An 11847-nucleotide genomic window follows, 5' to 3' on the forward strand; every position below is an offset into this window, starting at 1 on the left:
GGAATGGCGCATGTCCGCCACTGAATTCACGTCCAAGACGCCCGACCAGCTGCGCGAGCAGCTCGTGGCGCTGAAAAAGGAAGCGTTCAACCTGCGCTTCCAGCAGGCCACCGGCCAACTCGAGAACACCGCCCGCATGCGCACCGTCCGTCGCGACGTGGCCCGCATCAAGACGGTTCTGAACCAGAAAGCCGCGCAAGCGGCAGCGAACTGAGGGGAGCCCGACAGATGCCCAAACGTATCCTGCAAGGCACCGTCACGAGCGACAAGAACGAGCAGACGATCACCGTCCTGGTGGAACGTCGCTTCAAGCACCCGCTGCTGAAGAAAACCGTTCGTTCCTCGAAGAAATACCGCGCACACGACGCGCAGAACCAGTTCAAGGTCGGTGACTCTGTTCGTATCGAAGAGTGCGCGCCCATCTCGAAGACGAAACGCTGGACGGTCGTAACCGAAACGGTTTGATCGTTCTGCCCAACGAAACCCTGGGGGCGGTCCGCCGCTCTCCAAAGGTCGGGAGAACCTTTTATGATCCAGATGCAGACCAATCTGGATGTCGCTGACAACTCCGGCGCCCGCCGAGTTCAGTGCATCAAGGTCCTGGGTGGCTCGCACCGCCGGTACGCTTCCGTTGGCGACATCATCGTGGTGTCGGTCAAGGAAGCCATTCCGCGCGGCCGCGTGAAGAAGGGCGACGTCCGCAAGGCCGTCGTCGTTCGCACCGCCAAGGAAGTTCGCCGTGAAGACGGCACCGCCATCCGCTTCGACCGCAACGCCGCCGTCATCCTGAACAACCAAGGTGAGCCGGTCGGTACCCGTATCTTCGGGCCGGTCGTGCGCGAACTGCGTGCCAAGAACTTCATGAAGATCATCTCGCTCGCTCCGGAGGTGCTCTGATGGCTGCGAAGCTTAAGAAAGGCGACGAAGTCGTCGTCCTCACCGGCAAGGACAAGGGCAAGAAAGGGACGATCACGTCCGTTTCGCCGTCCGCGAACAAGGCCGTGGTCGAGGGCGTGAACATCGCCATCCGTCACACCAAGCAGTCGCAAGGCTCGCAAGGCGGCCGCATCCCGAAGGCGATGCCGATCGACCTGTCGAACCTGTCGCTGATGGACAAGGCCGGCAAGGCCACGCGCGTCGGCTTCCGCATGGAAGACGGCAAGAAAGTGCGCTTCGCCAAGACCACCGGGGAGGCGATCTGATGCTCGACCAAGCCACCTACACTCCGCGCTACAAGACGCTGTACAAGGACACGATCCGCGGCGCCCTGAAGTCGGAATTCGGCTACAAGAACGACATGCAGATCCCGCGTCTGGACAAGATCGTCCTGAACATGGGCGTCGGCGAAGCCGTCAAGGACACCAAGAAGGTGAAAGCCGCGGCCGAAGAGCTGTCGCTGATCTCGGGTCAGAAGGCTGTCATCACGCACGCCAAGAAGTCGATCGCCGGCTTCCGCGTCCGTGAGGAGATGCCCTTGGGCTGCAAGGTGACCTTGCGCGGCGACCGGATGTACGAATTCCTGGACCGTCTGATCACCATCGCACTGCCCCGCGTCCGCGACTTCCGCGGCGTGAAGGCGACGTCGTTTGATGGCCGTGGCAACTACGCCATGGGCCTGAAAGAGCAGATCGTGTTCCCCGAGATCGAGTTCGACAAGGTCGACGAGGTTCTGGGCATGGACATCATCATCTGCACCACCGCGAAATCGGACGCGGAAGCGAAGGCGCTGCTGAAGCAGTTCAACATGCCCTTCATCGGCGAAACGCGCGAGGGATAAGATATGGCCAAGAAATCCATGATCGAACGCGAAGTGAAGCGCGCCAAGCTGGTCAAGCAGCATGCCGCGAAGCGCGCCGCGCTCAAAGACATCACGAAGAACGCAGACCTGCCGATGGAAGAGCGCTTCAAGGCGCAACTCAAACTGGCCGAACTGCCCCGCAACTCGTCCGCCACCCGGCTGCACAACCGCTGCCAGCTGACGGGCCGTCCCCACGCTTACTACCGTAAGCTGAAACTTTCGCGGATCATGCTGCGTGAACTGGCCTCGTTCGGCCAGATCCCGGGCATGGTCAAGTCCAGCTGGTAAGGAGGAACGCGATGTTTGTGAACGATCCTCTCGGCGACATGCTGACCCGCATCCGCAACGCACAACTGCGTGGCAAGTCGACCGTGTCGACCCCAGCCTCGAAGCTGCGCGCTTGGGTGCTGGATGTGCTGCTGGATGAAGGCTACATCCGCGGCTACGAAAAGGCCGAGACCGAAAATGGTCAAGGCGAGCTGGTCATCAGCCTGAAATACTTCGAAGGCACCCCGGTGATCCGCGAAGTGAAACGGGTCTCGAAACCCGGCCGTCGCGTGTACATGGCGTCGAAAGACCTGCCGTCGGTGCGCAACGGTCTGGGCGTGTCCATCATCTCCACGCCGAAAGGCGTCATGTCCGATGCAGCTGCACGGTCCGCCAATGTTGGCGGCGAAGTGCTCTGCACCGTGTTCTAAGGAGGGTTCGATGTCTCGTATCGGCAAGAAACCCGTTGAGCTGCCCTCGGGTGTGACGGCGCAGGTCTCCGGTCAGACGGTGGAAGTGAAGGGGCCGAAAGGCACCCGCAGCTTCACTGCGACCGACGACATCACGCTGGCCCTGGAAGAGAACGTCCTGAAGGTGTCGCCGCGCGGCACCTCCAAGCGCGCTCGCCAGCAGTGGGGCATGGCTCGCAGCCAAGTGGAGAACCTGGTGACGGGCGTGACCACGGGCTTCAAGAAAGAGCTGGAAATCCAGGGCGTGGGTTACCGCGCCGCGATGGCCGGCAACGTTCTGAAGCTGTCGCTGGGCTACTCGCATGAAGTGAACTTCGAAGTCCCGGCCGGCGTGACGGTCACGGCTCCGAAGCAGACGGAAATCGTTGTGGAAGGCATCGACCAACAGCTCGTTGGTCAGGTTGCTGCGAACATCCGCGACTGGAAGCGCCCCGAGCCCTACAAGGGTAAAGGCATCCGGTACAAGGGTGAGTTCGTGTTCCGCAAGGAAGGCAAGAAGAAGTAAGGAGGCGCAGACAAATGGCTTTGAACAAACGAGAGCTGTTCCTGAAGCGCCGCCTGCGCGTCCGGAACAAACTGAAAGCGATGGCGAATGGGCGTGCGCGTCTGTCCGTCCACCGTTCGTCCAAGAACATCAGCGTTCAGCTGATCGACGATGTGAGCGGCGTGACGCTGGCCTCGGCCTCCTCCATGGAGAAGGACCTGGGCTTCGTCGGCAAGAACAACGTCGAGGCTTCGACGGCCGTCGGCAAGGCAATTGCCGAACGCGCCAAGAAGGCCGGGATCGAAGAGTGCTATTTCGACCGCGGCGGCTTCCTCTTTCACGGCAAGATCAAGGCTTTGGCCGAGGCAGCCCGTGAAGGCGGCCTGAAGTTCTAAGGAGACGATTATGGCAGAACGTGAGAACCGCCGGGACCGTCGCGAACGCGAGGAAACCCCGGAATTCGCCGATCGTCTCGTGGCGATCAACCGCGTGTCGAAAACCGTGAAAGGGGGCAAGCGCTTCGGCTTTGCCGCTCTCGTGGTGGTCGGCGACCAGCGCGGTCGTGTGGGCTTCGGCAAGGGCAAGGCGAAAGAAGTGCCCGAGGCGATCCGCAAGGCGACCGAACAGGCGAAACGTCAGATGATCCGCGTGCCGCTGCGCGACGGTCGTACGCTGCACCACGACACCAACGGTCGCCATGGTGCCGGCAAGGTCGTGATGCGGGCCGCTGACGCGGGGACCGGCATCATCGCCGGTGGTCCGATGCGCGCCGTGTTCGAGATGCTGGGCGTCCAGGACGTCGTGGCGAAATCGCTGGGTTCGCAGAACCCCTACAACATGATCCGTGCGACTCTGGACGGTCTGAAGCAGGAAGCGTCGCCCCGCATGGTGGCGAACCGTCGCGGCAAGAAAGTCGCCGACATCCTGAAGAAGCCCGACGCCGAAGTCGTGGAAGCGTAAGGAGCAACGGAGATGGCAACCATCGTCGTGAAGCAGGTGGCCTCGGCCGCCCGCCGCCCCGCGATCCAGACGGCAACGCTGAAGGGTCTCGGGCTGAACAAGCTGAACCGCACCCGCGAGCTGGAGGACACCCCTTCCATCCGCGGCATGGTCAACAAGATCCCGCACCTCGTGAAGATCATCGAAGAGCGGAACTGAGACAGCGCCCCCGGAAACGGGGGCGTTTTTCGTAGGGTAGGGCTCATGGGTCTTTTCATGCGGATCATAGCGATCTTGGCTTTCGCCACTGCGGCGCAGGCCCATGGGGGCGGCTGCCGCAAATCGTCCCCGCCCGGCCAGTGCTGCCACATGGACAGCGCGGCCGGATCGGTTCACTGCCACTAGGACAATATGCCCGAGGCATGGCGCTTGAAGCGCTTTCGCTGACAGGCTATACGCTGCCGGTGGCCCTTTCAGGGCCCGGAATCATTTACACGCCGTGTTTGCCCTGTCCGTCGCTGGCGGGTCAGTTCCGGCAAAGGAGATAGCGACATGAAACTGCACGAATTGCGCGACAACGAAGGCGCGGCCCGCAAGAAGAAACGTGTGGCGCGTGGTCCCGGCTCCGGCAAGGGCAAGATGGGTGGCCGTGGTATCAAGGGTCAGAAATCCCGTTCGGGCGTGGCTCTGGGTGGCTACGAAGGCGGCCAGATGCCGCTGTACCGTCGCCTGCCGAAGCGCGGCTTCACCAAGCCGAACCGCAAGGAATACGCCGTCGTCAACCTGGGCCTGATCCAGAAGTTCGTCGACGCGGGCAAGCTGGACGCGTCGGTCGCGATCGACGAAGCGGCTCTGGTTGCGGCGGGTCTGACCTCGCACCTGCGCGACGGCATCCGCGTTCTGAACAAGGGCGAAATCACCGCCAAGCTGAACCTGACCGTGTCGGGCGCCTCGCAGTCCGCGGTCGAAGCGGTTGAAAAGGCCGGCGGCTCGCTGACCGTCACCTCGACGACCCGCGCGGCCGAAGCCGAGTAAGGCCCGGCCCCGCGCCGTCCACCTTATCGCGTTACCGCGCCGCCGACACCGACCCGGTTCGGCGGCGCTTGCTTGAAAGAGAACGGGCATGGCATCTGCTGCAGAGCAAATGGCGTCGAACCTCAGCTGGGGGGCCTTGGGCAAGGCATCCGAGCTGCGTCGTCGCATCTTCTTCACCATCGGCCTTTTGATCGTTTACCGCATCGGCACCTACATCCCGGTGCCGGGGATCGACGGGCTGGCTTTGCGGCAATTCATGGACGGCGCGGCCGCCGGACTCGGCGGGATCCTGTCGATGTTCACGGGCGGCGCGCTCAGCCGCATGGGCATCTTCGCACTTGGCATCATGCCCTACATCTCCGCCTCCATCATCGTGCAGCTTCTGGCCGCCATGGTTCCCCAACTTGAGCAGATCAAGAAAGAGGGTGAACAGGGCCGCAAGAAGATCAACCAGTACACACGCTATTTCACGGTCGTGCTGGCGACGTTCCAGGCCTACGGCATCGCCCGCAGTCTGGAAGCCGGTGGCCTCGTGACCGATCCGGGGGTGTTCTTCCAGGCGTCCTGCGTCATCACGCTGGTCGGCGGCACCATGTTCCTGATGTGGCTGGGCGAACAGATCACCGCGCGCGGCATCGGCAACGGCATCTCCCTGATCATCTTCGTCGGCATCCTGGCCGAGCTTCCTCTGCACATCGGCCAGTTCCTGAGCCAAGGGCGTTCGGGCGCCGTGTCTCCGGCCGTGATCATCGGCGTGGGCGTGATGATCATCGCCGTGATCGCCTTCGTGGTGTTCATGGAGCGGGCCCTGCGGAAGATCCACATCCAGTATCCCCGTCGCCAGGTCGGCATGAAGATTTATGACGGCGGCTCCAGCCACCTGCCGGTCAAGGTCAACCCGGCCGGCGTGATCCCCGCGATCTTCGCGTCCTCGCTTCTGCTGCTGCCGACGACGATCTCCACCTTCTCGGGGTCGCAGACGGGCCCGATCATGTCGACGATCCTGGCCTATTTCGGCCCGGGGCAACCGCTCTACCTGCTGTTCTTCGTCGCGATGATCGTGTTCTTCGCCTATTTCTACACGGCGAACGTCGCCTTCAAGACAGATGACGTGGCGGACAACCTGAAGAACCAGAACGGCTTCATTCCCGGCATCCGTCCGGGCAAGCGGACCGAGGAATACCTGACCTACGTGGTGAACCGCGTTCTGGTGCTGGGCTCCGCCTATCTGGCCTTCGTCTGCATCCTGCCCGAGATCATCCGCCACCAGCTGACGATCCCGTTCTATTTCGGCGGCACGTCAGTGCTGATCATCGTGTCGGTGACGATGGACACGATCCAGCAGGTGCAATCCCATCTTCTGGCCCATCAATACGAGGGCCTGATCGAGAAGTCGCAATTGCGCGGTCGCAAACGCACCGGCAAGCGCGTCCCCACGCGTCGCTAAGGAAGACCAATGACGAACGTGATTTTGCTTGGCCCTCCCGGGGCGGGGAAGGGAACCCAGGCCAAGCGCCTCGTGACGGAACGGGGCATGGTCCAGCTGTCCACCGGCGACATGCTGCGCGAAGCGCGCAGCAGCGGGTCCGACATGGGCCTGCGGGTTGCCGCGGTCATGGACGCCGGCGGCCTTGTCACGGATGAGATCGTGATCGGCCTGATCCGCGAAAAGCTGTCCCACGGCGGCAGCGCCGGCTACATCTTCGACGGGTTCCCGCGCACGCTGGCGCAGGCGGACGCCCTCGGCGACCTGCTGGGCCAGATGGGGCAGAGGCTGGACGCCGTGATCGCGATGGAGGTCGATGACGGCGTTCTGGTGCGCCGCATCACCGGCCGCTACACCTGCGCCGATTGCGGTGCCGTATATCACGACGAGACGCATCCGACGACGCGGCCGGGCGTATGCGATTCCTGCGGGTCGACCAACCTCGTGCGCCGGGCCGACGACAACGAGGATTCTCTGCGTCACCGTCTCATGGAATACTACAAGAAGACCTCTCCGCTGATCGGCTACTACTATGCCAAGGGCGACCTGACCCGCGTCGACGCGCTGGCCCGGGTCGAGGATGTGGCGGCGGAAATCTCCATGGCCCTCAACAAGGGTTGACGGGGAGGGGGAAATCCCATACCCCACGGCGTCCCGCGGAATCGTCCGCGGGTCGTTTCGCCCATTCGGGGTGAAGATCGTCTTTCGGGGCGAAGTTGTGAAAAAAGGATCCGGGGTTACGGATCCGCAACCTGGAAAGGATAACGCGTGGCACGTATTGCTGGCGTAAACATTCCGACGGGGAAACGCGTCCCCATCGCCCTGACCTACATCACGGGCATCGGCAACCATGTTGCCGAACAGATCTGCGAAGCCGTGGGCATCGAGCGCACCCGCCGTGTGAACGAGCTGTCGGACGCTGAAGTGCTGGCGATCCGCGAGCACATCGACGCGAACTACACCGTCGAAGGCGACCTGCGTCGCGAAGTGTCGATGAACGTGAAGCGCCTGATGGACCTCGGTTCGTATCGCGGCCTGCGTCACCGTCGCAATCTGCCGGTGCGCGGCCAGCGCACGCACACCAACGCTCGCACGCGCAAAGGTCCCGCAAAGGCCATTGCCGGCAAGAAGAAATAAGGGGGCGTGACAGATGGCTCGTGACAAGACCCGCATGAAGCGCAAGGAACGCAAGAACATCGCCGCCGGCGTTGCTCATGTGAACTCCTCGTTCAACAACACCAAGATCCTGATCTCCGACGTGCAGGGCAACGCGATCTCCTGGTCGTCCGCCGGCACGATGGGCTTCAAGGGTTCGCGCAAATCGACCCCCTATGCCGCACAGATGGCCGCTGAAGACGCAGCCAAGAAGGCACAGGAACACGGTCTGAAGACGATCGAAGTCGAAGTTCAGGGCCCGGGTTCGGGCCGCGAGTCGGCGCTGCGCGCGCTGGCCGCCGTTGGTCTGAACATCACCTCGATCCGCGACGTGACGCCGATGGCGCACAACGGCTGCCGCCCGCCGAAACGTCGCCGCGTCTAAGACCGGCAAAAAAAGGATCGGGCCGTGCTTCACAGCGCGGCCCGGTTTCGTCATTTCTGATCCTCGGGCGTTCCCTGCTTTAGGACATGGGCAAGGAACTGGTATGGAGGCGACACGCATGATCCACAAGAACTGGCAGGAACTGATCAAGCCGACGCAACTGGGCGTGAAGCCGGGTGCGGACGCTGGACGCAATGCCACCGTCGTGGCCGAACCGCTGGAGCGGGGCTTCGGCCTGACGCTGGGCAACGCGCTGCGCCGTGTGCTGCTGTCGTCGCTGCAAGGCGCGGCCATCACCTCGGTTCAGATCGACAACGTCCTGCACGAGTTCTCCTCGGTCGCAGGCGTCCGCGAGGACGTGACGGACATCGTCCTGAACCTCAAGGGCGTGGCGATCAAGATGGAAGTCGAAGGCCCGAAGCGCGTCGCGATCAACGCGAAGGGTCCTGGTGTGGTCACCGCCGGTGACATCGCCGAAACCAATGGCATCGAGATCCTGAACAAGGATCACGTGATCTGCCACCTCGACGATGGCGCCGAAGTCTCGATGGAACTGACGGTCAACACCGGCAAGGGCTATGTCGCGGCGGACAAGAACCGTCCGGAAGATGCGCCCATCGGCCTGATCCCGATCGACGCCATCTATTCGCCGGTCAAGAAGGTCAGCTACGAAGTGCAGCCCACCCGCGAGGGCCAGGTGCTGGACTATGACAAGCTGACGATGCGCATCGAAACCGACGGCTCGCTGACGCCGGATGACGCCGTGGCCTTCGCCGCGCGCATCCTGCAGGACCAGTTGTCGATCTTCGTCAACTTCGACGAGCCGGAAGCGGCGACGCGTTCGGACGCCGAGGACGGGCTGGAGTTCAACCCGCTTCTGCTGAAGAAGGTCGACGAGCTGGAACTGTCGGTTCGTTCGGCCAACTGCCTGAAGAACGACAACATCGTCTATATCGGCGACCTGATCCAGAAAACCGAAGCCGAGATGCTCCGCACCCCGAACTTCGGCCGCAAGTCCCTCAACGAGATCAAGGAAGTGCTTTCGGGCATGGGCCTGCACCTCGGGATGGACGTCGAGGATTGGCCGCCGGAAAACATCGAAGACCTGGCCAAGCGTTTCGAAGACCAGTTCTAATATCTACGGGGGCGTCCGCGCCCCCGAAAATGCCCCGGTCTGCGGGGGAAAATAAGGGCATGCCGCCCCAAGGTGAGCCGATCCACACGTAGGGTTGGCCGGACAAAGCACAGTAAAGGAGTTGACCCATGCGTCACGCACGTGGCTACCGCCGCCTGAACCGTACCCATGAACACCGCAAGGCGATGTTCGCCAACATGTCGGGTGCCCTGATCGAGCATGAGCAGATCAAGACGACCCTGCCGAAGGCGAAGGAACTTCGCCCGATCGTCGAGAAGCTGATCACGCTGGCCAAACGCGGCGACCTGCACGCCCGTCGTCAGGCCCGCGCCCAGCTGAAAGAGGACAAGCACCTCGAGCGCCTGTTCGACATCCTCGGCGCCCGTTACAAGGACCGTCAGGGCGGCTACATCCGCATCATGAAGGCTGGTTTCCGTTATGGTGACATGGCTCCGATGGCGATCATCGAGTTCGTGGACCGCGACACTTCAGCCAAGGGTGCGGGCGACCGCGCACGTCTGGAAGCCTTCGAGGCGGAGTGATCCTCCGGAGGTCTCGACAATCTGGAAAAAGCCCGCCGTCATGGCGGGCTTTTTTTATTGCAAAGCCCTCTGGTTGCTTCCAGAAGTCGGGGCATCCTGCAGAGGTTGCGTAGGACATGTTTGCTTGGTGATGCGGAAACATTATGTTGTTTGAGCGTTCTGCGACGCTGGAAGACGTGTTGAAGGAGCGGTTGGCCCACCTTTCGCGGATGGCGAATTGCGGCTATTGCCTTGGCTTTCACATCCGCCAGGGCGTGCCTTCGGCCCGCTATACGACGCTGGATCCTGCCTGGATGGACCACTACGGTCACCAAGGCTTCCTTATGCGCGATCCGAGCCTAGCCTGGGCTTCCTCGGCGAACGGTGTGTTGAGGTGGAGCGATCCTGCCCTGACCGACACCTATGGCGTTTACACCGAGGCGCGGCGGTTCGGCCTGCTGTACGGGATGGTGGCGAGCTTTGGTCCCGCGACCTCCCTCAGTGTCGCCGTTCTGGCGCGCAACGACCGGGAGTTTCTGGACGCCGAGATGAACTGCGCGTTCGAGACGCTGCAAAGCCTGCACTCCCTCGCCGTGCTGCCGGACCAGTTGTCGTTGGCGCAGAGGGAAGCTCTTGGCATCATTGCCACCGGGCAGCGCTATGCCGCCGCGGCCGCGCATCTGGGCATCTCGGAAAGTGCGCTGAAGGCGCGGCTGTACGGCGCACGTCGGCGCCTGAACGCGCGCACCACGCCCGAGGCGATCCGCTGCGCCAAGGATTACGGGCTGATCTGACTTTCCCTGAGGCGCTGTCGAACATATCTTGGATTTATGGCCGATCTGTTCGACACCCTTCCCGAAGCCACCCCGTCGGACGGTCGCCGTCCGCTGGCCGACCGTCTGCGCCCGCGCACCCTGTCCGAGGTGATCGGGCAAGGGAAGATCCTGTCCCCCGACGGCCCCTTGGGCGCGATGCTGGCGGCGGGGAGCCTGTCCTCCATCATCCTGTGGGGACCGCCCGGCGTCGGCAAGACGACCATCGCGCGCCTTCTGGCCGATGAGACGGATCTGAGCTTCGTCCAGATCAGCGCGATCTTCGCCGGCGTGCCGGAACTGCGGAAGGTCTTCGAGGGCGCGAAGCTGCGCCGGCGGAACGGGCAGGGGACACTTCTCTTCGTGGATGAAATCCACCGCTTCAACAAGGCGCAGCAGGACAGCTTCCTGCCGCACATGGAGGATGGCACGATCCTTCTGGTGGGCGCCACGACGGAAAACCCTTCGTTCGAACTGAACGCCGCTGTCCTGTCGCGCGCGCAGGTCATCGTGCTGGAACGGCTGACGCTGGCCGATCTGGAACGTCTGGCCCAGCGGGCCGAGCAGGAGATGGGCCACGCCCTGCCGCTGGACGGCCCCGCGCGCGAATCGATGCTGGAGATGGCGGACGGTGACGGCCGCGCCCTTCTGAACCTGATCGAGCAGGTGAGCGCGTGGAAGCTGGACCGCATCCTCGACAAGCCCGCGCTGTCGGCCCGCCTGATGCGCCGCGCCGCGAAATACGACAAGAACGGAGAGGAGCATTACAACCTGATCTCCGCCCTGCACAAATCGGTGCGGGGGTCAGACCCGGACGCCGCGCTCTACTGGTTCGCGCGGATGCTGGAAGGAGGGGAGGATCCCCGCTATCTGGCCCGCCGCATCACCCGCATGGCGGTGGAGGACATCGCCCTTGCCGATCCCGACGCGCAGCGCATCTGTCTGGACGCGTGGAACACCTACGAACGTCTGGGCAGCCCCGAAGGGGAATTGGCCTTGGCGGGGGCGCTGGTGCACCTCTCGCTCGCCCCGAAGTCGAACGCTGTCTACACGGCCTTCAAGGCGGCCAAGGCGGCGGCCAAGCAGACCGGGAGCGAGCCGCCCCCGCTGCACATCCGCAACGCGCCCACGAAGATGATGCGCGACATGGGCTATGGCGCGGATTACGCCTATGACCACGACCAGCAGGACGGCTTCTCGGGGCAGAACTACTTCCCCGAGGGGATGAAGCGCCCTGTCTGGTATCTGCCGCCCGAGCGCGGATTCGAACGCGAACTGAAGAAGCGCGTCGAGTATTTCGCCAAGCTGCGGGCGAAACGGAACGGCGACGGTTGACAATCGGGCGGCGGGAACGGAGACA

General features: G+C 63.1%; 20 protein-coding genes. All 20 read left to right on the forward strand.

Translation table 11 applies throughout. The annotated features are described in order from the left end of the window. Nucleotides 1-10: 10 nt before the first annotated feature. The 20 genes from rpmC (at nt 11) to ACSHZY_RS05005 (ending at nt 11822) form a co-directional block, all read left to right on the forward strand. The gene (gene rpmC / locus ACSHZY_RS04910; RefSeq protein WP_435166234.1) at nt 11-214 is read left to right on the forward strand and encodes a 50S ribosomal protein L29; all 204 of its coding nucleotides are present in this window, start codon (nt 11-13) and stop codon (nt 212-214) included. Between the two features lie 14 nt (nt 215-228). Beyond that, nucleotides 229-465, forward strand: coding sequence for a 30S ribosomal protein S17 (gene rpsQ, locus ACSHZY_RS04915; protein ID WP_435166237.1), 237 nt, complete (start codon nt 229-231; stop codon nt 463-465). A gap of 63 nt (nt 466-528) precedes the next feature. Next, nucleotides 529-897: a 50S ribosomal protein L14 gene (gene rplN / locus ACSHZY_RS04920; RefSeq protein WP_022705624.1), complete on the forward strand. Its 369-nt coding sequence runs from the start codon at nt 529-531 to the stop codon at nt 895-897. Beyond that, on the forward strand, nt 897-1202 hold the full coding sequence (gene rplX, locus ACSHZY_RS04925; RefSeq protein ID WP_271975917.1) for a 50S ribosomal protein L24: 306 nt from the start codon (nt 897-899) through the stop codon (nt 1200-1202). Before rplN ends, rplX begins: the two co-directional genes overlap by 1 nt. Continuing rightward, entirely contained in the window at nt 1202-1777 is a 576-nt protein-coding gene (gene rplE, locus ACSHZY_RS04930) for a 50S ribosomal protein L5 (RefSeq protein ID WP_435166242.1), read from the forward strand. The genes rplX and rplE overlap by 1 nt, the downstream gene beginning before the upstream one ends. A gap of 3 nt (nt 1778-1780) precedes the next feature. Beyond that, on the forward strand, nt 1781-2086 hold the full coding sequence (gene rpsN / locus ACSHZY_RS04935) for a 30S ribosomal protein S14 (RefSeq protein WP_435166244.1): 306 nt from the start codon (nt 1781-1783) through the stop codon (nt 2084-2086). Nucleotides 2087-2097: 11 nt separating this feature from the next. Next, complete coding sequence (rpsH, locus tag ACSHZY_RS04940) at nt 2098-2496, forward strand: 30S ribosomal protein S8 (protein WP_128254679.1); 399 nt, start codon at nt 2098-2100, stop codon at nt 2494-2496. A 10-nt stretch (nt 2497-2506) separates the two neighbouring features. Further along, a complete protein-coding gene (gene rplF, locus ACSHZY_RS04945; RefSeq protein ID WP_435166248.1) occupies nt 2507-3040 on the forward strand; it encodes a 50S ribosomal protein L6 in 534 nt (177 codons plus the stop codon). Nucleotides 3041-3054: 14 nt separating this feature from the next. Continuing rightward, complete coding sequence (rplR, locus tag ACSHZY_RS04950; protein WP_271975921.1) at nt 3055-3414, forward strand: 50S ribosomal protein L18; 360 nt, start codon at nt 3055-3057, stop codon at nt 3412-3414. Between the two features lie 10 nt (nt 3415-3424). Then, entirely contained in the window at nt 3425-3979 is a 555-nt protein-coding gene (gene rpsE / locus ACSHZY_RS04955) for a 30S ribosomal protein S5 (protein ID WP_271975922.1), read from the forward strand. Between the two features lie 12 nt (nt 3980-3991). After that, nucleotides 3992-4177 carry a 50S ribosomal protein L30 gene (gene rpmD, locus ACSHZY_RS04960; protein ID WP_435166252.1) on the forward strand — a complete coding sequence of 62 codons (186 nt, stop codon included), beginning with the start codon at nt 3992-3994 and terminating at the stop codon, nt 4175-4177. Nucleotides 4178-4510: 333 nt separating this feature from the next. After that, on the forward strand, nt 4511-4993 hold the full coding sequence (gene rplO, locus ACSHZY_RS04965; protein ID WP_435166255.1) for a 50S ribosomal protein L15: 483 nt from the start codon (nt 4511-4513) through the stop codon (nt 4991-4993). A gap of 88 nt (nt 4994-5081) precedes the next feature. Beyond that, complete coding sequence (gene secY, locus ACSHZY_RS04970) at nt 5082-6440, forward strand: preprotein translocase subunit SecY (RefSeq protein WP_435166258.1); 1359 nt, start codon at nt 5082-5084, stop codon at nt 6438-6440. Between the two features lie 9 nt (nt 6441-6449). Next, nucleotides 6450-7100, forward strand: a complete 651-nt coding sequence (locus tag ACSHZY_RS04975; protein WP_435166261.1) for an adenylate kinase — start codon at nt 6450-6452, stop codon at nt 7098-7100. Nucleotides 7101-7247: 147 nt separating this feature from the next. Beyond that, nucleotides 7248-7616, forward strand: a complete 369-nt coding sequence (rpsM, locus tag ACSHZY_RS04980; protein WP_435166263.1) for a 30S ribosomal protein S13 — start codon at nt 7248-7250, stop codon at nt 7614-7616. A 13-nt stretch (nt 7617-7629) separates the two neighbouring features. Then, nucleotides 7630-8019 (forward strand): 30S ribosomal protein S11, encoded by a 390-nt coding sequence (rpsK, locus tag ACSHZY_RS04985; protein WP_136683665.1) that lies wholly within the window; start codon nt 7630-7632, stop codon nt 8017-8019. Nucleotides 8020-8137: 118 nt separating this feature from the next. Further along, nucleotides 8138-9154 (forward strand): DNA-directed RNA polymerase subunit alpha, encoded by a 1017-nt coding sequence (locus ACSHZY_RS04990; RefSeq protein WP_435166916.1) that lies wholly within the window; start codon nt 8138-8140, stop codon nt 9152-9154. A gap of 128 nt (nt 9155-9282) precedes the next feature. Next, a complete protein-coding gene (gene rplQ, locus ACSHZY_RS04995; protein ID WP_271975929.1) occupies nt 9283-9696 on the forward strand; it encodes a 50S ribosomal protein L17 in 414 nt (137 codons plus the stop codon). A 143-nt stretch (nt 9697-9839) separates the two neighbouring features. Continuing rightward, entirely contained in the window at nt 9840-10469 is a 630-nt protein-coding gene (locus ACSHZY_RS05000) for an autoinducer binding domain-containing protein (RefSeq protein WP_435166267.1), read from the forward strand. Between the two features lie 36 nt (nt 10470-10505). Beyond that, nucleotides 10506-11822: a replication-associated recombination protein A gene (locus ACSHZY_RS05005; protein ID WP_435166270.1), complete on the forward strand. Its 1317-nt coding sequence runs from the start codon at nt 10506-10508 to the stop codon at nt 11820-11822. Nucleotides 11823-11847 lie beyond the last annotated feature (25 nt).

The sequence above is a fragment of the Falsirhodobacter sp. 1013 genome (assembly GCF_051195255.1).
In the GTDB taxonomy this organism is placed as follows: domain Bacteria; phylum Pseudomonadota; class Alphaproteobacteria; order Rhodobacterales; family Rhodobacteraceae; genus Falsirhodobacter.